At 70.6% G+C, this 19,537-nt stretch carries 23 protein-coding genes and 1 pseudogene; 11 read left to right on the plus strand and 13 right to left on the minus strand.

The features are described 5' to 3' along the window. A partial coding sequence (locus ACZ68L_RS00005; protein WP_469572783.1) for an electron transfer flavoprotein subunit beta/FixA family protein occupies positions 1 to 528 on the minus strand: 528 nt, incomplete at its 3' end. A 145-nt stretch (positions 529 to 673) separates the two neighbouring features. On the opposite strand from ACZ68L_RS00005, the gene ACZ68L_RS00010 reads away from it, so the two are divergent. Together ACZ68L_RS00010 and ACZ68L_RS00015 are read left to right on the plus strand one after the other, a co-directional pair. Next, the gene (locus tag ACZ68L_RS00010) at positions 674 to 1,345 is read left to right on the plus strand and encodes a TetR family transcriptional regulator (RefSeq protein WP_469573300.1); all 672 of its coding nucleotides are present in this window, start codon (positions 674 to 676) and stop codon (positions 1,343 to 1,345) included. 145 nt (positions 1,346 to 1,490) lie between these two features. Then, positions 1,491 to 1,850, plus strand: a complete 360-nt coding sequence (locus tag ACZ68L_RS00015) for a PhlB family protein (RefSeq protein WP_469572784.1) — start codon at positions 1,491 to 1,493, stop codon at positions 1,848 to 1,850. Positions 1,851 to 2,137: 287 nt separating this feature from the next. On the opposite strand, the pseudogene ACZ68L_RS00020 reads toward ACZ68L_RS00015, so the two are convergent. Beyond that, positions 2,138 to 2,248 (minus strand): annotated as a pseudogene (locus ACZ68L_RS00020) (hypothetical protein); the annotation flags it as partial. A gap of 678 nt (positions 2,249 to 2,926) precedes the next feature. On the opposite strand from ACZ68L_RS00020, the gene ACZ68L_RS00025 reads away from it, so the two are divergent. Then, complete coding sequence (locus ACZ68L_RS00025) at positions 2,927 to 4,909, plus strand: gamma-glutamyltransferase family protein (protein WP_469572787.1); 1,983 nt, start codon at positions 2,927 to 2,929, stop codon at positions 4,907 to 4,909. Between the two features lie 63 nt (positions 4,910 to 4,972). Next, complete coding sequence (locus ACZ68L_RS00030; RefSeq protein WP_469572789.1) at positions 4,973 to 5,818, plus strand: inositol monophosphatase family protein; 846 nt, start codon at positions 4,973 to 4,975, stop codon at positions 5,816 to 5,818. A 148-nt stretch (positions 5,819 to 5,966) separates the two neighbouring features. Here the strand turns inward: ACZ68L_RS00030 and ACZ68L_RS00035 are convergent, their stop codons facing one another. Beyond that, positions 5,967 to 6,833 carry an SDR family NAD(P)-dependent oxidoreductase gene (locus tag ACZ68L_RS00035; RefSeq protein ID WP_469573302.1) on the minus strand — a complete coding sequence of 289 codons (867 nt, stop codon included), beginning with the start codon at positions 6,831 to 6,833 and terminating at the stop codon, positions 5,967 to 5,969. Positions 6,834 to 6,925: 92 nt separating this feature from the next. Between ACZ68L_RS00035 and ACZ68L_RS00040 the strand changes: the two genes are divergently transcribed. Beyond that, positions 6,926 to 7,357 carry a MarR family winged helix-turn-helix transcriptional regulator gene (locus ACZ68L_RS00040; RefSeq protein WP_469572791.1) on the plus strand — a complete coding sequence of 144 codons (432 nt, stop codon included), beginning with the start codon at positions 6,926 to 6,928 and terminating at the stop codon, positions 7,355 to 7,357. A 15-nt stretch (positions 7,358 to 7,372) separates the two neighbouring features. Here ACZ68L_RS00040 and ACZ68L_RS00045 read toward each other — a convergent pair whose 3' ends face one another. Then, positions 7,373 to 7,768 carry a VOC family protein gene (locus ACZ68L_RS00045; RefSeq protein WP_469572793.1) on the minus strand — a complete coding sequence of 132 codons (396 nt, stop codon included), beginning with the start codon at positions 7,766 to 7,768 and terminating at the stop codon, positions 7,373 to 7,375. A 173-nt stretch (positions 7,769 to 7,941) separates the two neighbouring features. On the opposite strand from ACZ68L_RS00045, the gene ACZ68L_RS00050 reads away from it, so the two are divergent. Beyond that, positions 7,942 to 9,357, plus strand: coding sequence for a phytoene desaturase family protein (locus ACZ68L_RS00050; protein ID WP_469572795.1), 1,416 nt, complete (start codon positions 7,942 to 7,944; stop codon positions 9,355 to 9,357). Between the two features lie 763 nt (positions 9,358 to 10,120). On the opposite strand, the gene rpsR is transcribed toward ACZ68L_RS00050, so the two are convergent. From rpsR to rpmG, 4 genes are all read right to left on the minus strand, one after another. Continuing rightward, positions 10,121 to 10,357 carry a 30S ribosomal protein S18 gene (rpsR, locus tag ACZ68L_RS00055; protein ID WP_361449986.1) on the minus strand — a complete coding sequence of 79 codons (237 nt, stop codon included), beginning with the start codon at positions 10,355 to 10,357 and terminating at the stop codon, positions 10,121 to 10,123. 64 nt (positions 10,358 to 10,421) lie between these two features. Further along, positions 10,422 to 11,576, minus strand: coding sequence for a CobW family GTP-binding protein (locus tag ACZ68L_RS00060; protein ID WP_469572796.1), 1,155 nt, complete (start codon positions 11,574 to 11,576; stop codon positions 10,422 to 10,424). Beyond that, positions 11,576 to 11,830: a type B 50S ribosomal protein L31 gene (locus tag ACZ68L_RS00065; RefSeq protein WP_361449992.1), complete on the minus strand. Its 255-nt coding sequence runs from the start codon at positions 11,828 to 11,830 to the stop codon at positions 11,576 to 11,578. The genes ACZ68L_RS00060 and ACZ68L_RS00065 overlap by 1 nt, the downstream gene beginning before the upstream one ends. Positions 11,831 to 11,862: 32 nt before the next feature. Continuing rightward, positions 11,863 to 12,027, minus strand: a complete 165-nt coding sequence (gene rpmG, locus ACZ68L_RS00070; RefSeq protein WP_469572798.1) for a 50S ribosomal protein L33 — start codon at positions 12,025 to 12,027, stop codon at positions 11,863 to 11,865. A 67-nt stretch (positions 12,028 to 12,094) separates the two neighbouring features. Between rpmG and rpmB the strand changes: the two genes are divergently transcribed. After that, on the plus strand, positions 12,095 to 12,331 hold the full coding sequence (gene rpmB / locus ACZ68L_RS00075; RefSeq protein ID WP_469572800.1) for a 50S ribosomal protein L28: 237 nt from the start codon (positions 12,095 to 12,097) through the stop codon (positions 12,329 to 12,331). Further along, the gene (gene rpsN / locus ACZ68L_RS00080) at positions 12,331 to 12,636 is read left to right on the plus strand and encodes a 30S ribosomal protein S14 (RefSeq protein WP_469572801.1); all 306 of its coding nucleotides are present in this window, start codon (positions 12,331 to 12,333) and stop codon (positions 12,634 to 12,636) included. The genes rpmB and rpsN overlap by 1 nt, the downstream gene beginning before the upstream one ends. A gap of 355 nt (positions 12,637 to 12,991) precedes the next feature. Here rpsN and ACZ68L_RS00085 read toward each other — a convergent pair whose 3' ends face one another. The 3 genes from ACZ68L_RS00085 to ACZ68L_RS00095 form a co-directional block, all read right to left on the minus strand. Continuing rightward, positions 12,992 to 13,138, minus strand: a complete 147-nt coding sequence (locus ACZ68L_RS00085) for a hypothetical protein (RefSeq protein ID WP_469572802.1) — start codon at positions 13,136 to 13,138, stop codon at positions 12,992 to 12,994. A 4-nt stretch (positions 13,139 to 13,142) separates the two neighbouring features. Continuing rightward, positions 13,143 to 13,313, minus strand: coding sequence for a 50S ribosomal protein L32 (gene rpmF / locus ACZ68L_RS00090; protein ID WP_469572805.1), 171 nt, complete (start codon positions 13,311 to 13,313; stop codon positions 13,143 to 13,145). Positions 13,314 to 13,489: 176 nt separating this feature from the next. After that, positions 13,490 to 14,677 carry a PstS family phosphate ABC transporter substrate-binding protein gene (locus tag ACZ68L_RS00095; protein ID WP_469572807.1) on the minus strand — a complete coding sequence of 396 codons (1,188 nt, stop codon included), beginning with the start codon at positions 14,675 to 14,677 and terminating at the stop codon, positions 13,490 to 13,492. Positions 14,678 to 15,019: 342 nt separating this feature from the next. Here ACZ68L_RS00095 and ACZ68L_RS00100 point away from each other — a divergent pair, with 342 nt between their 5' ends. Both ACZ68L_RS00100 and ACZ68L_RS00105 read left to right on the plus strand, forming a co-directional pair. Then, a complete protein-coding gene (locus ACZ68L_RS00100; RefSeq protein ID WP_469572808.1) occupies positions 15,020 to 16,492 on the plus strand; it encodes an AlkA N-terminal domain-containing protein in 1,473 nt (490 codons plus the stop codon). A 20-nt stretch (positions 16,493 to 16,512) separates the two neighbouring features. Then, a complete protein-coding gene (locus ACZ68L_RS00105; RefSeq protein ID WP_469572810.1) occupies positions 16,513 to 17,037 on the plus strand; it encodes a methylated-DNA--[protein]-cysteine S-methyltransferase in 525 nt (174 codons plus the stop codon). Positions 17,038 to 17,181: 144 nt separating this feature from the next. Here ACZ68L_RS00105 and ACZ68L_RS00110 read toward each other — a convergent pair whose 3' ends face one another. Then, positions 17,182 to 17,766 carry a TMEM165/GDT1 family protein gene (locus ACZ68L_RS00110; RefSeq protein ID WP_469572811.1) on the minus strand — a complete coding sequence of 195 codons (585 nt, stop codon included), beginning with the start codon at positions 17,764 to 17,766 and terminating at the stop codon, positions 17,182 to 17,184. 336 nt (positions 17,767 to 18,102) lie between these two features. Between ACZ68L_RS00110 and ACZ68L_RS00115 the strand changes: the two genes are divergently transcribed. Next, complete coding sequence (locus ACZ68L_RS00115) at positions 18,103 to 18,507, plus strand: (2Fe-2S) ferredoxin domain-containing protein (protein ID WP_469572813.1); 405 nt, start codon at positions 18,103 to 18,105, stop codon at positions 18,505 to 18,507. Between the two features lie 236 nt (positions 18,508 to 18,743). Here ACZ68L_RS00115 and ACZ68L_RS00120 read toward each other — a convergent pair whose 3' ends face one another. Beyond that, positions 18,744 to 19,508, minus strand: coding sequence for an SIR2 family NAD-dependent protein deacylase (locus ACZ68L_RS00120; RefSeq protein ID WP_469572815.1), 765 nt, complete (start codon positions 19,506 to 19,508; stop codon positions 18,744 to 18,746). Positions 19,509 to 19,537: the final 29 nt, after the last annotated feature.

Consider the following 19,537-nt stretch of genomic DNA (forward strand, 5'->3'; position numbering starts at 1 on the left):
CACCGCCGGCAACGACGCCTCCAGCCACTCCGAGGCCGTGTCACCGTCCCGGCGGCCCGTCACCGTACCGCCCTCGACCGACACCTCCGACAACAACGTGACCTGCGGGACACCCAGACGCTCCGCCAGCACCGCCGGCAGCACACCCATCGTGCCGTCCGTCGACGCCATCCCACAGACCACCAGGTCGTAACCCGTCTTCTCGATCGCCTTCGCCAGCACCAGCGACGTGCCCATCACATCACTGCCGTGCAGATCGTCGTCCTCGACGTGAACAGCCTTGTCCGCACCCATCGACAACGCCTTGCGCAACGCGTCCTTCGCGTCCTGCGGACCCACCGTCAGCACAGTGACCTCCGCACCGTCCGCCTCGTCCGCGATCTGCAGCGCCTGCTCCACCGCATACTCGTCCAGCTCCGACAACAGACCATCGACATCCTCACGGTCCAGCGTCAGATCATCGGCGAAATGCCGGTCACCAGTGGCGTCGGGCACGTACTTCACACAGACAACGATCCTCAAGCTCACGCCGGCTCTCCTACCTGGGTGTGGTTCGTAGGAACGACCATATGGCACTCAGTACCCTCTGTAAAGGAACCTGGTGCCAAAAAGGGCTCTCCGGTGCTACGTTCCCCGCATGACTGACGCACGCAGACCACCCAGGAAGGCCCCCATGCGGGAGGTGCTCGCCGAGGCGGCCTTCCAGCTCTTCCTGGAGCGGGGCTTCGAGCAGACCACGGTGGACGACATCGTGGCGCGGGCCGGGGTCGGGCGCCGGTCGTTCTTCCGGTACTTCCCCTCCAAGGAGGACGCGGTCTTCCCGGATCACGAGCGCTGCCTCGCCGACATGACCGCGTTCCTCGCGACGGTCGGTGACATGGATCCGGTCGACGCGGTGTGCGACGCGGCCCGGCTCGTGCTGCGGATGTACTCCGCCAACTCGGAGTTCTCCGTTCAGCGCTACCGGCTCACCCGGGAAGTGCCCGGGCTGCGCACCTACGAACTGTCCGTGGTGCGCCGGTACGAGCAGACGCTGGCCGGTCATCTCCGCGGCCGGTACGGCGAGTCGGGGGACGGTGCGCTCCGGGCCGAGGTGATAGCCGCCTCCGTGGTCGCCGCGCACAACAACGGGCTGCGGACCTGGCTGCGTTCGGGCGGCGAGGGGGATGCCGAGGCCGCGGTGGACCATGCCCTCGGGCTGGTCCGCCAGGTGTGGGGGAGCGCGGCTGCCGCAGGCGTGTCCATGCCGCCGTCCGACGATGACGTGGTCGTCATGGTTGCCACGAAGGGCACTCCGATGTGGCGCGTCGTGCAGCAGATCGAGTCCGCCATCGGCCAGGACTGATGCCTGAGCGGACCATGCTCTGGCACTGAGTGCCTTTACGTTTCGACACTCAGTGCCCTATGGTGCGGACGCGTCGACGCGCAGCCGCGGCGCATCCGAGCCGAGCGCAGGGGGTCGAAACGTGTCCCAGTCATCAAGTGGCACCGTGCAGACGGTGCATGAGAAGGCCGGCCTGAACTACCACCGCTGCCGCTGGTGCGGCACGGCCTCCTTCCGGAGGCTGCTGTGTCCGGTGTGCGCGTCAAGTGATCTGCAGCCCGAACACAGCGCCGGAGTGGGTGTCGTGGTGAGGTCCGGTGTCGTGCACCGCTACACGGAGGCGGCACGCAACGAGTCCCTCGTCCGGCTCCCCGAGGGCTTTGTGTTCCGCTGCAGAGTCGTCGGCGCCGCACCGCATCTGGTGTCGGTCGGCGCGCGGGTGCGCCCGGTCGCCGGTGATGATCCGGAGGCGGGAGAGGTCGTCTTCGAGCTCTGCGAACCACCCCGGTGCGACGACTGGTTCTGAGCCTCTGCTCGTCCGGCCCGCGGGGCACCACGGTCGTGTACTGCCGCGGCGCCGGCGTCCGTCGGCGCGCGGGTGCCCCGAACAGCCGCTTTCCGGTGGGCCGTTGTCCGATCGTCCGACCTGGTCACCCGCGACCTCGGCGTGCCGGCCGACGCCGCCGCAGACCGGGTGCTGGTCAGTCCGGCGGGAGTATCAAGCTCCGTGTGCGCCCATGGAGTGTCGTTCGAAATGAGGTCGCTCGCCTCTGCTCCCGGTGACTCCTGTGCAAGCCCGGCGAGCGCCTGACCGAGATCCGCGATCAGGTCGCGTTCGTGCTCAAGTCCGACTGCGAACCGGAGCAGGCCGCCGGCGACTCCTGCCTCTGCGAGCTCTTCCTCGGTCAGTTCGTTCGACCACATGGCCGCAGTTCGGCGGCGGCAACTGACCGCACGTCTGGACCTGCTCGGCGAACTGCTGCGGTCACGGTTGCCCAGCTGGTCGTGGACCCGCCCATCAGGCGGGCCATTCCTGTGGGTCCGGCTCCCGTTCGGCGACGGCGCTTCCTTTGCCCAGCTCGCCCTGTGGCACGGGGTGCAGGTGATCCCGGGTGCGAAAACGTCGCCCGACCGGAGCTTCGCGGATCACCTTCGTGTCGCGTTCGTGGCCGAGCCCGCGGAGCTCCGCGCCGCCGTGGACCGGCTCGGTGCGGCCTGGAGCGCGTTCGAGTCCGCAGGAGGCCCGGACAGGTTGCCGCTCGACGTCGTGGTCCAGCCACTTGCTCCTCGACGAGTCTTTGTCCTGCCGAGAGGGCACATGTGCTTGACCGGTACGGCCCCGCGCGTGCGCGGAGGCTGGAGCGTCAGTGGTGACACCGGCCGGGTGGCCGGCGCACTCGTCTCCCACCATCACGCTGCATCACTATGCCCATTTCAGGCCGGAGGCAGGCCGGAAGGGGCGTCGGGCGATCGATAGTCTGCTCGATGGTCAGGTCAACGGAGACATGGTTCCAAACTCCCCAGATTCTCCCCAGGCCAGGCCGTGAGCGCCATCTGTGCGTCCACGTGTCTGCGCGTGTCCAAGTGACAAGGATTCAGGGCATGTTCACCACTCGTCCCACTCTCCAGGGCACCTTCGGCATGGTGTCCTCCACCCACTGGCTCGCCTCGCAGTCCGCGATGGCCGTCCTGGAGGACGGCGGCAACGCGTACGACGCGGCCGTCGCCGCCGGATTCGTCCTGCATGTCGTCGAGCCCCACCTCAACGGGCCGGCCGGCGAAGTGCCGATGATCCTGGCGCCGAAGGACGGCGCGGTACGGGTGTTGTGCGGCCAGGGGCCGGCCCCCGCCGGCGCCACCGTCGCGCACTACCGCTCCCTCGGCCTCGACCTGGTCCCCGGTACCGGACCGCTCGCCGCGGCCGTGCCGGGCGCCTTCGACGCCTGGATGATGCTGCTGCGCGACCACGGCACGAAGACCGTCGCCGAAGTGCTGCGGTACGCGATCGGGTACGCCGAGGACGGCCACGCCCCCGTCGAGCGGATCGGCCAGACCGTCGAGACCGTGCGTGAACTCTTCGAGACCGAGTGGCAGTCCTCCGCCGACGTCTATCTGCCCGGCGGCAGATCGCCGCAGCCGGGTGAGCTGTTCCGCAACCCCGCCCTCGCCGCCACCTGGCGCCGGCTGATCGCCGAGGCGGAGGAGACCGGCGGCGAGGACCGCATCGCCCAGATCGACGCCGCGCGCAAGATCTGGAGCGAGGGCTTCGTCGCCGAGGCCCTGGTCCGCCAGGCCGCCCGCCCCACCATGGACACCAGCGGCTCCCGCCACACCGGCACCCTCGCCGCCACCGACCTGGCCGACTGGTCCGCGTCCTACGAGGCGCCCGCCACGTACGACTGGAACGGCTGGACGCTCGCCAAGGCGGGCGGCTGGAGCCAGGGCCCCGTCTTCCTCCAGCAGCTCGCGCTGCTCCCCGCCGAACTGCCGCGGTACGGCTCCGCCGAATACGTCCACCTGCTCATCGAGGGCTGCAAGCTCGCGATGGCCGACCGTGAGGCCTGGTACGGCGACGCGGCCGACGTACCCCTCGACACGCTGCTCTCGGAGCCCTACAACGCCGAGCGCCGCGCCCTCATCACCGACCGGGCCTCGCGCGAACTGCGGCCCGGCAGCCCGGACGGCCGCACCCCCGTTCTCAGCGGACACGCCCACGTCGTCGCCGCCGGCGCAGCCGGTTTCGACGCCCTGGGCATCCCGGCGGCGGGCGTCGGTGAACCGACGGTGGCGAAGAACGACGTCGGAACCGATCCGGTGGTGGCGAAGGGCGGTTCCGGGTTCGAGGAGCCGACGGTGGCGAAGGGCGGTTCCGGCTTCGAGGAACCGACGGTGGCGAAGAGCCGCGCCGGAGCCGACGGGGCGACCGTGACGAAGATCCGCGCGGGAATCGGGGAGCCGATCGTCGACGCAGACGGTACGACCCGTGGCGACACCTGCCATGTCGACGTGGTCGACCGCTGGGGCAACATGGTCTCCGCCACCCCCAGCGGCGGCTGGCTGCAGTCCAATCCGGTCGTGCCGGAGCTCGGGTTCCCGCTCGGCACCCGGCTCCAGATGGCCTGGCTCGACGAGGGCCTGCCGAACTCCCTCACCCCCGGACGTCGCCCCCGCACCACCCTCACCCCGTCCCTCGCCCTGCGCGACGGCATCCCGGTCATGGCGTTCGGCACCCCCGGCGGCGACCAGCAGGACCAGTGGCAGGTCCACTTCTTCCTGGCGGTCGCCCTGCGCGCCGAGGTCCGCGGCGGCCTCGACCTCCAGGGCGCCATCGACGCCCCGAACTGGCACAACGACAGCTTCCCCGGCTCCTTCTTCCCGCGCGAACTGCGGCCCGGCAGCGTCACCGTCGAGGAGGGCATGGACCCGGAGGTCGTCGCGGAGCTGCGCCGCCGCGGCCACGACGTCACGGTGGGCGACCCCTGGTCCGAGGGCCGGATGTGTGCCGTGGCCCGCGACCCGGAGACGGGGGTGCTCTCCGCGGCCGCGAACCCGCGCGGCATGCAGGGGTACGCCGTCGGACGCTGACCGGTCACCTTCCCGCAATGACCAGGTCGTCGGCCTCGCGGAGGGCCGTGCTTAGCTGGGGTCATGATCGATGACTTTCTCGCTGAGAACACCGGGGACGCCGGGCGCCCGACCGAGGTCGAGGCGGCGGTCCGCGCAGCGGCCGCCGCCGAGATCATGCCGCGCTACCGACAGCTCGCCGCGCACGAGATCATCGAGAAGAGCGGCCCGCACGACCTCGTCACCACTGCCGACCGCCTCGCCGAGGAACGCCTCACCGTGTCCCTGACCCGGCTCCTGCCCGGCTCGGTGGTCGTCGGCGAGGAGGCGGTCCACGCAGATCCGAAGGTGTACGACGCCCTGGGCGGTGACGCACCGGTGTGGATCGTCGACCCGGTCGACGGCACCCGCCAGTTCGTCCGGGGCGAACCGGGCTTCTGCACCCTGGTCGCGCTCGCCCACCGTGGCGAGCTCCTCGCCTCCTGGACGTACGCGGCGGCGCTCGACGACATGGCGGTCGCGGTCCGAGGCCGCGGCGCCACGCTCAACGGCAAGCCGATCCGTTCCGGCTCGCCCGCGCCCGGCGCCGTGCTGCGCGTGGCCATGTCGCACCCCGACTACACCACGGATGCCCAGAAGCGTGCCCTGCTCGGCCTGCGCGCCGAGGGCATCGACGCCCGCCCCTGCGGCTCGGCCGGTCTCGAATACCTCGCCGTCGCGCGCGGCGACCAGGACGCGGTCGCCTTCAACTGGGAGTACGCCTGGGACCACGCGGCGGGGCTGCTCCTGGTCACCGAGGCGGGTGGTGCCCAGGCCACGCTCTCCGGCGCCCCGTTCAGCATCACCGGCGGCAACACCTTGCCGTTCACGGCGGCCCGCGACGCGGCGACCGTCGAACGCATCCTTCAGGCACTGCGCGGCGAAGGCTGACCGGAACGCTGCCCGACCGCGGCGCTGTCCGGCCGTGGCGCTGTCCGGCGCGTGCGCTGCCCGACCGGCGTGACACCCGATCGCCGTCCTGCCAGCCGCTGTCCTGTTCAGCCGCTGTCCGGTCGGCCGCCGCGCCGATCCGGCGGAGTCACGATGCGAGGAGTTCCTGTGCCAACGCCCTGAGCCGGGCGCGGGCCTGCGGGTCGTACGCCTGCTCGTGGGCGGACTTCTCCGTGAACCGGTCGAAGTATCTGCCGGTGACCTCGGACAGGGCCGGGTCGGTGATCAGCCGCACGGTGGGCCGTACACCCTCCTCGACGGGGACGGCCGGCGTCAGCCCGTACTCGCGCACGGCCCGCGTGTCCATCAGGTGGGCCGGGTGCAGGGCGTTGACCGTGACCGCACTGCCCGCCGTCTCGGCTGCGAGATCGAACGTCGACATGATCATCGCGAGCTTGCTGCGGCAGTAGGCCTCAAGGCCCTCGTAGCCACGCTCCATCATGACGTCGTCGAAGTCGACGGGTGCCTGGCCCATCGAGGCCACATCGACGACACGTGCGGGCGCGGACGCGGTGAGCAGGGGCAACAGCTCACGCGTCAGCAGCCGGGGCGTCAGAAAATTCACCGCGAACCGGAGTTCATGGCCCTGGCGGGTCACTTCGCGGCGGAGCGGAGTGGTGCCGCCGCCGAGTGCGGCGTTGTTGACGAGGACGTCGAGCCGGGGCTCGGCGTCACGGATCCGGGCAGCCATGATCCGGACCTGGTCCAGGTCGGCCAGATCGGCGAGATACGTGCGTACGACGGCCCCGGGCCCGGCCCCCGCCGCACGCACCTCGGCGGCGGTCTCGTCCAGCCGTGCGCGGTCCCTGCCGTGCAGCAGCAGCGTCGCACCCCGGCGGGCCAGGTCGAGTGCGATGTGCCGGCCCAGCCCCTGAGTGGATCCGGTGATCAGGACGGTCTTGCGGAATACCTCCCGATGGCACGCGTCCTGGTGGAACGCGGTCTCGTGGGACATGGAAGCCGATTGAGTATCCATGCCTTGAGTTATATCAAGAGCTTGATATGTGTGCGGGCCTGATGAATCCCGGTGGCTGTACGCTCGCCGTCATGGGAATGACCGCCGACGAGCGCCTGGGTGCGGACATCAAGCGCGCGGAGCAGGCCCTCATGACGGCCAAGAGCGCAGCGCTCAAGGGCACGGGACTCACCGTCGCGCAGTACGCGGCGCTGTTCGCGCTCGCCGACAACCCCGGTATCTCGGGTGCCGCGTTGGCGCGTACCTGCCTGGTCACCCCGCAGGCCATGGCGGCGGTGCTGAAACACCTGGAAGAACGCGGTCTGGTGGTCCGCTCGGCACACCCGTGGCACCAGAAGATGCTGGAGACCCGTCTCACCGAAGCGGGCCGTGAAACGCTCCGGCTCGCCGACGGGCAGGCGGTACGGATCGAACGCCGCCTGGCCGACGAGTTCACGCCGCAGGAACGGGAAGCCCTGCGGGGTCTGCTGGCCCGCTGCCTCACGGCCATCCAGCGGAACTGAGCGCCCGGGGGACGGTCACACCGCGCCGTTGCCGTGCCTGACCAGGCAGAACGGATGCCCCGCCGGGTCTGCGCAGATCCGCCACGGCCGCCCCGACCCGGCACCGTCGTCGAGGACCGTCGCTCCCGCCGCCACGGCCTGCGTCTGTGCCGCGTCCAGATCCGGGACGCCGAAGTCCAGATGGAACTGCTGAGGGTGTGCCGGGTCCGGCCATCGGGGCGGACGGTGGTCCGCCACCCGCTGGAAGGCGAGGACCAGCCCGGCGGTCGTGTGGAGCGTCGCCCATCCCTCACCCACTGCCCACCGCGGGTCCGGCCGATCGACCTCTCCGCCGAGCAGGTGGTGGTAGAACTCGGCGAGGCGTGCGGGATCGGGGCAGTCGAGCACCACGCACTGCAGTTCGGCGATCACGGCCGGACCCCCGGATCCTGGTCGCGCGACGCGCGGTGCGGGCAGAGCGGACGGCGGGGCGGCGAGGAAGAGTTCGGTGTGTCCATCGAGCGGCGACCCTACCCGCGATGTCGCTGTCGGTCCCTCGGAATATCCTGGGTGTCCTGGCCGTCGGCTGACGAAGGAGTCCGAAGGTGCCGTCGATGCTTGATGCCGTCGTCGTGGGGGCGGGGCCCAACGGACTGACCGCCGCGGCCGAACTGGCCCGCCGTGGCTTCGCCGTGGAGGTCTTCGAAGCGGCTGGGACCGTCGGGGGCGGTGCCCGCACCGAAGAGCTCACCCTCCCCGGCTTCCGTCACGACCCCTGTTCCGCGGTCCATCCGCTGGGCGTCGGCTCGCCCGCGTTCACCGCGATGCCGCTGGCCCGGCACGGACTGGAGTGGTTGCAGCCCGAGCTGGCGCTCGCCCACCCCTTTCCGGACGGCTCGGCCGCCGTGCTCACCGGGTCGGTGGGGGAGAGCGCCATGTCGCTGGGTGCTCAGGACGCGGGGGCCTACCGCAGGCTCGTCGCCCCGTTCCTCGGTCACTGGGACACCCTCGCCGAGGACTTTCTGCGCACTCCGTGGGACGGGCTGCCCCGTGACCCGTACCGCTGGGTGCGCTTCGGTCTCGACGCGCTCCAGCCCGCGACGCTGCTCTCGCGCCGCTTCCGCGGTGCGAGGGCACGCGGTCTGATCGCCGGGCTCGGCGCCCATGCCATAGCCCCCGTCAGCGGCGTGGCCACCGGAGGGATCGCCCTGCTGTTCGCCCTCGCCGCGCACGAGAAGGGCTGGCCGGTGCCGCGCGGCGGATCGCAGGCCATCTCCGACGCCCTCGCCTCGTACATACGCGAACAGGGCGGCACGATCCGAACCGGTACGGAGGTCAAGCGCCTCGACGAGCTCCCGCCCGCCCGCGCCTACATCTTCGACACCTCGCCGACCGCTCTCGCCCGTATCGCGGGGCTGGGCAACGCCTATCGCGGGTATCGGTACGGCGCGTCCTGTTTCAAGATCGACTACGCGCTCTCGGGCCCCGTCCCCTGGACCGCGGAGGAGGCCCGCCGGGCCGGAACGGTCCACATCGGCCCCACGGCCGGTGAGATCGACGCCGCGCTGAGCGCCGCGGTGGCCGGCCGCGACCCCAGCGTCCCGTTCCTGATCACCGCTCAGCCCAGCCTGGTCGATCCGTCCCGCGCACCCGAGGGCCGTCATGTCTTCTGGGCCTACGGACATGTTCCGGCGGGCTGGGAAGGCGATGCCACCGACGTCATCGAGCGGCAGCTGGAGCGCTTCGCCCCCGGCTTCCGTGACCTGGTGCTCGCCCGAGCGGTCGCGGGGCCACCCCAACTGGCCCTGCGCAACGCCAATTACGTCGGCGGCGACATCGCGTGCGGAGCGTTCGCCGGGCTCCAGACGGTGATCCGGCCGAAGCTCGCACGCGTGCCGTACGCGACCGCGCACCCGGCGGTGTTCCTGTGCTCCTCGGCCACTCCGCCCGGCCCGGGAGTGCACGGCATGTCCGGTCACCACGCGGCGAAGGCGGTCTGGAGGCGCTTGCGGGCGGCCTGAGCATCGCAAGGCCCGGATCGTCACAGCTCAGGGGCCGCCACCCGAAGCGACCGGGCGGCGGCCGACCGGAGTGGCGAGCTGTCCAAGGACGGGGCAACACCGGGCGACTCGGCAGGATCTGAGCCTCCGGCAGCCGGTCCAGCGTCTGACGCGAGCCATCAGGCCCCCATGAGGTGTTCCCTCACCTGCCCGATGGTGTCCGCGGACCCGCTCGGTCCGTCCGGCCGAAGCCGAGCGGCGCGCGGGCCCGACCATGGCGGTTTCGGACCCTGCGCACGGTCGCAGTACCGCGCCGAACTCCCGCTCCTCGTGTGCGTGACGGCCTTGGAGCAGGCTGACTCCAGCCGGAGCGAGGCGAACCTGCACGGCCTCCCGGACACGCAGCAGATCCCAGGACCGTCGCCACCCGCCGCACGCCGGGGGAGCGGCACTGTCAGTCGAGGACTGTCCGGCACTCCTTCAGGACATCTGGTCCGTGTGCGCCGGACCTACGTGATCGTCAACGGGGCAATGCCGTCGGCTCGGGGGGCGAGTCCGTGCTCACCGGCGATGACGGTCAGCACCGTCGGGCGGGAGCATGATGCCGCACAGCCGCGCTCGACGGCTTTCGCGGGTCGAGATTCTCTTCCTTGTACTGGCGCCCGGTTCACCGAACGACCCAGGGTCTTTCTGTCCGGCGAGGCGCTCACGAGAACCGGACACCTGCACGCCGCGTGCGTCCGATGGGCCGGGAAGGCCCGCCGAACGCACGCGGCGCGTGTGGTCACCGGTGGGCGTAGGGCAGCAGGGCCATCTCGCGGGCGTTCCTGATCGCCCGCGCGAGCTGCCGCTGCTGCTGGGCGGTCACCCGGGTGACGCGACGGCTGCGGATCTTGCCGCGGTCCGAGATGAACTTCCGCAGCAGGTCGGTGTCCTTGTAGTCGATGTAGGTGATCCCGGCCGTGTCCAGCGGATTGGGGCGGGACTTCAACGGCTTGTGGGGGTCGGTGCGTCGTGCCATGGGCATTCCTTGGAGGTGAGCTGCGAGGGGAGCCGTCGCGGAGCCGCACGCAGGTGAAGGACGGTCAGGAGACTGGATCGAGGAGCGAGTCGAAGGGGGCTGGAAGCCGTTTCCACGCCTCGGGCCCCGCGGCGTATTCGGTGTCGGTGAGCAGACAGGATTCGAGGAGTCGGGCCAGCCCGTCGCGGTCGAGGCCCGGGGAGGTGAAGACGAGGTGCTGGCAGCGGTCACCGTGCTCGGGGTCCCAGTCGAGTGAGGCCGCCGCCCTGCGCATCGGGGGCACCAGGTCCCAGGCCGCGTCCGGCAGGGAGGCCAGCCACGGGCCGGCGTTCTCCACACAGAGCGCACCACCGGCGGCGTCCCAGGCCAGCAGGGTGTCGGGACGGTCGGCGAGCCAGAACCGGCCACGGCTGCGTGCGGCCGCGCAGCACAGATCCTCCAGCGCCCGGAAGAGCCGCTCGGAGTGGAAGGGACGGCGGCGGCGCCAGACGAGCGTGGCGACCCCGGCCTCGTCCGCCTCCTGCGGCAGCAGGGCACAGGCGGGGTGCTGGGCAGCGGCGGCCGTCTCCACGTCGAAGCCGGCGAAGGCCAGTTGGCCGAGTTCGCCCGAACCGGCCGGCACCTGACGCGCGGTCGGGTGGAGCTGGGTGAGCAGCGCGCGGTCCTCGTCGTCGGCCGCTTCGCTGTCGACGAGAGCGAGCACGGGCGCGTACTCCAGCTGTCGCGCCCAGGTGTCACCCACGGTTCGCTGGTCGGTGGCGGCTGCGGCGAGTCCCGCCTCGGCCAGGTCGTCGCCGTTCCCCAGGCAGGGCAGCACGAGTGCGGGGTCGACGGCGGTCACGACATTGGTGAGTTCCAGGACGTGACCGCCGTGCGCGACGACGACCTCGGCCATCGCCCTCGGCTCGACGGAGTCCCACAGCTCGACGACGGCCAGCCTGGCCGAACCGCTGTCGGCCAGCCGCTCCAGCTCGGGGACCAGGTCCTCGCGCAGCGCACAGCAGGCGCAGTCGTTGACGAGTGGGGCGTCACCGCGGGACAGCTCACCCGACACGTCCCGCACGAGGCGCCGCACGGTGCCTTCGGCGGCGGTGGCCAGATCGTGATGGAGGGCGACGCTGCCGGGGACGGTGCGCAGCAGTCCCTCCACGACCTCTTTGCGGGCATCGGAGTGGAGTCCACCCACGATCACGACGGGCAACCGCGACTGGTCCCGCATCAGTTCGCCTCGCGGCGGCCGTAGCGGCGCTCGAACCGCTCGACGCGGCCGGCGGTGTCCAGCACACGGGCGGTGCCCGTGTAGAAGGGGTGACTCGCGGAGGAGATCTCGACATCGACGACGGGGTAGGTGTTGCCGTCCTCCCACTCGACGGTCTTGTCGCTGGTCGCGGTGGAACGGGTGAGGAAGGCGGAGCCGGCGGCCTTGTCGCGGAAGACGACGGGGCCGTACGCGGGGTGGATTCCGGGCTTCATGAGGCGTCCTTCTGGTTCGGGAGGGGGAGCGGTCAGCGCTCTTCGCGGAAGTCGACGTGCTTGCGGGCGAACGGGTCGTACTTGCGCAGAACCATGCGCTCGGGATCGTTCCGGCGGTTCTTGCGGGTGACGTAGGTGTAGCCGGTCCCCGCGGTGGAGCGGAGCTTGACGACCGGGCGTAGTTCGTTGCGTGCCATGGGCGCTACTATATGGCAATGATTTCCATTTCCAATACGCGCTTCGGCGCGGAGAGCAGGTGACGCCATGCCCGCCCACTGCCAACTGACCGGCGCCCGGCCGGGGTTCGGCAACAACATCTCCCACTCGCACCGGCGCACTTCGCGTCGGTTCGACCCCAACATCCAGCGCAAGAGGTACTGGTTGCCGAGTGAGGGCCGGAACGTCCGGCTGACCCTCAGCGCCAAGGCGATCAAGACGATCGACGACATCGGGATCGAGGCGGCCGTCGCCCGGATCCGTGCCAGGGGAGTGAAGGTCTGATGGCCAAGAAAAGCAAGATCGCGCAGAACGAGAAGCGCAAGGTGATCGTCGAGCGGTATGCCGCCCGTCGCGCCGAGTTGAAGGAGATCGCCCGCCGCCCGTCCTCGACGGATGCCGAGCGCCGCGCCGCCGTGGACGAGCTCCGGCGCCAGCCGCGTGACGCCAGCGCGACCCGGGTGCGAAACCGTGACGGCGTGGACGGACGGCCGCGCGGACATCTGCGGAAGTTCGGTCTCTCTCGCGTGCGCATGCGCGAGCAGGCCCATGCCGGATTCCTCCCCGGAGTCACCAAGTCCTCCTGGTGAGGCGTCCGTCGGCAGAGGCGGCCGGTCGCGATCTCCGACAGGAGAGGTGCGGCCGGCCCGCTGCCCGCCCGGGCGGGGTCGCCCGTCGGTGGCCGTTCGTGGCGCCGTCCCTGCTGCGGCGGCGAGCCGCGTGAAGGTGTGACATGGCAGGGTCCTGGTGACGTGACATGGCACGACCCTGACGATGTGACATGGCAGGGCATCGAAGGTGTGACATGGCACAGCCCCGGTGGCCGAATCGGCTGACCGGGGCTGTGTCTCTGTGTGGCCGTGGAGCTGTGAGTGTTGCGGGCCGGTGTCGTACGTACCGGGCCGGACAGTGCCGTGGCTGCGACCACTGCCCGCCCCGGAGTCTTCAGGCCTGCGGTACGAGTTCGGGGTGCTCGTGCTCGCAGGTGTCGTCGATTCCACCGCTGCTCCGCGCGGGGAACGGGGTGACGGGCGTCCTGTCGGCGCCGGGGGAACCGGGCGGGGCGTTCGCGGGCGCTCGGTCGTGCGTCAAGGGCTCAGCCCTCGGGGTGCAGCAGACCACGCTCGTAGGCCTTGGCCAGCCGCTGCGGTACGAGACGGGTGGTGCCGTCGACGGTGATCGGCGTCAGTTGCGCCGTGATGGCCTTCCACTGGGCGCGGCGGTGGCGGGTGTTGCTGCGGGACTTCTTCCGCTTGGGGACGGCCATGTCGGTCTCCTGGTTCGGTGGGCGGCTCCGAAAGTTACATGAAAATGGATCCCATTATCAAATTGTTTCAGGGGGTACGGGTCGTGCGTGGCGTCTTACGTCACGGGCGGGGTGCACGCGCGCCGCTCCGGTCCGGGTGTGCGCGACCGCCCGGACCGGAGCCTCGGCAAAGGGGATCAGGGAGCCGTATCGAGTGTGTCGAGGCTGTCGCGCGTCTGCTCCGAGCGCAGCGGCAGGAAGACCTGCTGCCCCGAAACCACCTGCTGGCCCTGCTTGCTGAGGATGAACCGGATCAGTTCCTCCATGACCGGGTCCAGTTGCTTCCCCGGCCTCTTGTTGACGTTGAAGTACGTGACCCGGCTCAGGGGGTACGCGGCCGAGGCGACGTTCTCGTAGGTGGGGGCGTATGCCGGGTCACCGGCGTGGTCGCTCAGAGAGATGACCTTGACCGCCGAGTCGACGTAGGCCATCCCCGTGTAACCGATGGCGTAGGGATCGTCGGAGACGGCCTTGGAGAGGTTGAACACGGTCTTCTCCCAGTGCACCGCGGGATCGGCGGGGGTCGTGCCGTCCGCCGCCCCCGGGCGCCATTCGCCGCGCTTGCCGTTGTGGTCGAGCACCCGCTGGCGGACGAACTCCTCGAAGCCGTTCCATGGCTGAAGGCCCACGATGTGGACCGGCTTGTCGGCCCAGTCGCCGGTCGCGCCCAGATCGCCCCAGGTGGTGGCGGCCGTGCCGCCGCGGTGGTGAGTGGTGGACAGTGCGGCGTCGAGCTGGTCGAGGGAGAGCTTGTCCACCGGGTTCTTCTTGTTGACCATGAACCCGACGGAGTCGAGGAAGCCGAAGTGCCGGTAGCTTCCGCCGGACATGGGGATGCTGAGCGGGTCGTAGCCGAAGGCGTCGTGGAAGCCCTGGATGTCGGTCGGTTTGAGTTCGCGCGATACGAAGACGCAGTCGAGCTTGCCCTTGATCAGCTCCAGAGCGCCGAGACTTCCGGCGTAGGGCGGGTTCACGCTGATGTGGACCTTGGGATACTTCTTCTCGAATTCCTTGATCCACTTTTGTGAGAGATCGGCGAGCACGTCCGAGGCGGCGCAGTCGTAGTCGCCGCGCAGCGAGTTCTTCGGACGGGCCCGGTAATTCCCGAGGCCGGCGTCGAGCGCCGGCTGGAGGAGTTCAGGGGTGGGGAGGGGGCGGCCGTGCGTCTTGTTGTACTCGTCCTGCTCGGGGGTCTGCGGGGTCACCTTCTTCTGCGGTGCGACGGCCCAGGTGGTGAGGTTCCCGGCGTGATTGTCGCCGGCGGCGAGGCTGGTGACGGATCCGGCTGCCGCGAGTGCGAAGGCGGCGGCCAGTGCGGTTGCCATGCGAGCCGTACGTTTCATCGATGGTCTCCCGGATGTGGGTTCGAAGGGCATCCGGGAGGAATGCTCCGTACCCGGGTGCCTGTCCTGCGATGGCGACGGGAACGCTAGGGGCGGGGGCCGGGAGGGAGCCATAAGGACGCTGCTTATGCTTATTGATCTCCCTTTAGATCATTCTGCTCAAAGGTGATCAGCGCTCGTTCGTATTCATTCGTCTTAATTCGCCTGCACTCGTGTTCATTCATGTTCATTCGCGAAATGTCGAATTCGAAGAGGTCCTGGCCGTGCAAGGTTGATGTCGGATTTTCGCCAGCCCGCAGGTGGCCGGTGACCGATCCTTGAACCATGCACACCGACACCGAGCGCTGCGTGCGGGCCGTCCAGTCCAAGGACGCCCGCTTCGACGGCTGGTTCTTCACGGCGGTCCTGACCACCCGCATCTACTGCCGTCCCAGCTGCCCCGTCGTACCGCCCAAGGTCGAGAACATGACCTTCTACCCCAGCGCCGCCGCCTGTCAGCAGGCCGGATTCCGGGCCTGCAAGCGCTGCCGGCCCGATACCACCCCCGGCTCCCCGCAGTGGAACGCGCGCGCCGACTCCGTCGCCCGCGCGATGCGGCTGATCCGGGACGGTGTCGTCGACCGTGAGGGCGTCCCCGGACTCGCGGCGCGGCTGGGCTACTCCGCACGGCAGATCGAGCGCCAGCTGCTCGCCGAGCTGGGCGCCGGCCCGCTCGCCCTGGCCCGCGCGCAGCGCGCCCAGACCGCGCGGCTGCTCATCGAGACGACCGGGCTCCCCATGGCCGAGGTCGCCTTCGCCGCCGGGTTCTCCTCGATCCGCACCTTCAACGACACCGTCCGTCAGGTCTTCGCGCTCGCCCCGGGCGAACTGCGCAGCCGTGCCGCCAGGTCCGCGACACCGTCGCCCGTACCCGGCGTGATAGCGCTGCGGCTGCCGTACCGGGCCCCGCTCAACCCCTCCAACCTCTTCGGCCATCTTGTCGCGACCGCGGTCCCCGGCGTCGAGGAGTGGCGCGACGGCGCCTACCGCCGCACGCTCACCCTCAGGTACGGGCACGGCCTCGTCGCCCTCACACCGCACCCCGACCACATCGGCTGCCGGCTTCTCCTCACCGATCCGCGCGATCTCACCCTCGCGATCAGCCGCTGCCGCTGGCTGCTCGACCTGGACGCCGACCCGGTGGCCGTCGACGACCAGCTGCGCTCCGATCCGTCGCTCGCCCCCCTGGTCGACAAGGCCCCGGGCCGACGGGTGCCGCGCACCGTCGACGGTGCGGAGTTCGCCGTACGGGCGGTGCTCGGCCAGCAGGTCTCGACCGCCGCAGCCCGCACCCACGCGGCCCGGCTGGTCACCGCGCACGGCCTCCCGGTCGACGACCCGGAGGGCGGTCTCACCCATCTCTTTCCGGCGCCCGAGGCCCTCGCCGGGCTCGACCCCGAACAACTCGCCCTGCCGCGCAGCCGCCGCACCACCCTCACCACGCTGGTCGCCGCACTCGCCGACGGCACACTGCGGCTCGGCACCGACAGCGACTGGGAGAAGGCACGGGCCGAACTGGCCGCCCTTCCCGGCTTCGGACCCTGGACCGTCGACGTGATCGCGATGCGGGCGCTCGGCGACCCGGACGCCTTCCTCCCGACCGATCTCGGCATCCGGCGCGCGGCCGGGGAGCTCGGCCTCCCGTCGACGCCGGCGGCACTCACCGCCCGCGCGGCCGCCTGGCGGCCCTGGCGGGCGTACGCGGTCCAGTATCTTTGGACCGTGGATGATCACCCCATCAACCACCTGCCCGTATAAGCAAGTTGGGAAGTCCACCCATGACCGCGACGCATACGCGCGAGGCGACCCGGCGGCACACGGTCGTCGACAGCCCGTACGGTCCGCTCACCCTCGTCGCCACCGACGGCGTCCTCGCGGGCCTCTACATGACCGATCAGCGGCACCGCCCGCCCGAGGAGACCTTCGGCGACCGGGACCCGCGCCCCTTCACGGAGACGATCCGCCAGCTGGACGCCTACTTCGCCGGGGAACTGCGCGAGTTCGACCTGCAACTGCGTCTGGACGGCACCCCGTTCCAGCGCAGCGTATGGGCGCAGCTCCAGCTGATTCCGTACGGCGAGACCCGCTCGTACGGCGAACTGGCCGAGTGCCTGGGCAAACCCGGCGCCTCACGTGCGGTGGGCCTCGCCAACGGCAAGAACCCGGTGGGCATCATCGTCCCCTGCCACCGCGTCATCGGCGCCTCGGGCGGCCTCACCGGCTACGGCGGCGGACTCGACCGCAAGCAGCGACTGCTGGCCTTCGAGAACGGCACGCAGGACTCCACCCCGGCGCTCTTCTGACATCGGCAGCGCGTCACACCGCCCACGCCGTGTCACGACGCCCACACGAAGAAACGCGAGGACGGGTCCGGGAGCGCGAGGACGGGCTCGGCGGACCGAGCCCGTCCGGAAGTCGCGCGGGAGCGGGCCGACGCGGCGAGGACGTCAGCCGATGAAGATCTCCACCAGGGTCCAGATCGCCAGCCCCAGCATGCAGAGCCCGCCGATCCGCTGAACCGTCTTGAGCGGCACCCGCTTCGCGATGAACTGCCCCGCGAGCAGTGCCAGCGCCGAGACGGACATCAGGGCTGCCGCGGACCCGATCGCCGTGGACCAGGTGCCGTTGCTCGCGGCCAGGTTGGCCGTGGTGATCTGGGTGAGGTCGCCCCACTCGCTGATGAAGACAGCCATGAACGCGGTCGAGTAGACCGGCCAGAACCCGGTCACCGTCTTGCTGCCGCCCTCCTCCTCGTCCTCGCCGCCGCCGTTGCGCAGCAGCATGAACGCCCCGAACGCGAAGAGGGAAGCCGAGACGAGCTTGACGATCCAGTCGGGCAGCAGCCCGATCAGGCTGCCCGCCCCGACGGCGATGGCGACGTGCACGATGAACGCGGACGACGTACCGAACCAGACGTACAGCGGACGCATGCGGGTGCCCATGGCAAGCGACGCGAACATCGTCTTGTCGGGGAGTTCCGCGAGAAAGATCAGCCCGAAGGCGGTGAGGATCGCCAGGGGGTCGAGGTGCATTCAGGGTGGCTTTCTGTGAGAGCCGGGCCCCGGGCCTTCGCGAAGCGCCACTCGGGCTTTCGGAGGACCACTCGGCCCGGCATGACGTCAGCGCCCACAGGGCGCGGGCGTGTCATACCTGACCGAAGGTCTCGCCCGCCCGTACCGTTCTACGGGCCCGGCCACCGGGAACCCGAGGGTTCCAGTGTGTCGACGACCGGTTTGCGGGGCTACTCCCCTTCGCAGCCATCAACACTACCGCACCGGCCGACGGCGCAGTGCAGGTGTTCGATCCGGAGGCGGAGATCGATACAGTCCCACGGTGATCATCCGCGCCCGCACCGGAAGTGCCCCCGCATGAGCCGCCGCGCCCGCAGGGCCGTCCCCTCCCAGGGCACGCCCCGGCCCACCGTCAGTGTCTGCCGCGGCTGCTGCTGCGGAACACCGAAGATCCCGGATGTGGACCACGCCGCGCAGCTCGCCGAGCTGCGCCGCACGCTCGGCGAAACGGCCACGGTCCGAGCCGTGCAGTGCCTGGACGCCTGTGAGCAGGCCGACGTCGTCGTGGTACAGCCCTCGGCGCAGGGGCGCAGGGCGGGCGGCCGTCCGGTCTGGCTCGGGCTGGTCAATGACCAGGACGCCGTGCGGGACATCGCCGCGTGGGTCGCGGCGGGCGGCCCCGGGCTGGTGGACCCGCCCGAGATCCTCGACCTGTACACGTTCCGTCCCTCTCGCCGCGTACAGCAGGAACTCGATCACTGAGGGCCGTCCGACGGGCGACGAGGCGGTGCCCCCGGTGCTGTGACCGGGAGGTGCACCGGCTCCACCGGACCGCCACGGGCTCGACGATCAGCAGGAAGGCCTGCGGGTGCTCTCCCTCGCGTCGGCCTCACGGACCGGCCGGGCCCGTTCACGGAACCCGGACTTCACGAGCGGCTCCGCCACCTCGTCGGGCCTGTCCACGTCCCAAGGGTGTCGTCCTGCGGCCGTACCTGCCCTCAGGCCGGCGAGTCCGTTCCGGACGGGCCCGTGCCCGTGTCCGGAGTGGCGGTCAGCCGCTTCAGCAGCGTCGGCAGCGCCGTGCCGATGGGCTCGCGGATGGTCTCGTCGGCCAGTTCGTCGTACGGCGTGGGCTCCGCGTTCACCACGATCAGCCGCGCCCCGTTGTCCACCGCGATCCCGGCCAGTGAGGCGGCGGGCTGCACCTGCAGCGTCGTACCCACCGCGATGAACACCTCGCACGCCTTGGCGATCGACATCGCCTCACCGAGCACCACCGGATCGAGCCGCTCACCGAACATCACCGTCGCCGACTTCAGGATGCCTCCGCAGGCCGCGCACGGCGGGTCGGCCTCGCCCGCCTCGACCCGGGCCAGCGCCTCGGCCATCGGGGAACGGGCACGGCAGCGGGTGCAGACCGTCTCGCGCGCGGTTCCGTGCAGTTCGAGGACCTTGCGGGAGGGGAGGCCGGCGAGCTGATGCAGACCGTCGACGTTCTGGGTGATGACCCGCACCGGGGCGCCGGACCGTTCCAGCTCCGCCACCGCGCGATGGGCCGCGTTCGGCTCCGCGCCCCAGGTCGCGCTGGTACGGCGCATCTGCCAGGAGCGGCGGCGGATCTCCGGATCGGCCATGTAGAAGTCGTACGTGACGAGCTTCTCGGCCTCCGGGTCCTTGCGCCAGAGCCCGTTGGGCCCACGGTAGTCGGGGATGCCGGAGTCCGTGGAGATGCCGGCGCCGCTGAGGATCGCGACGAGAGTCATGGAACGACCCTATGCAGCACCGGCCCTCA

It is taken from the genome of Streptomyces sp. NPDC104309 (genome assembly GCF_055584025.1).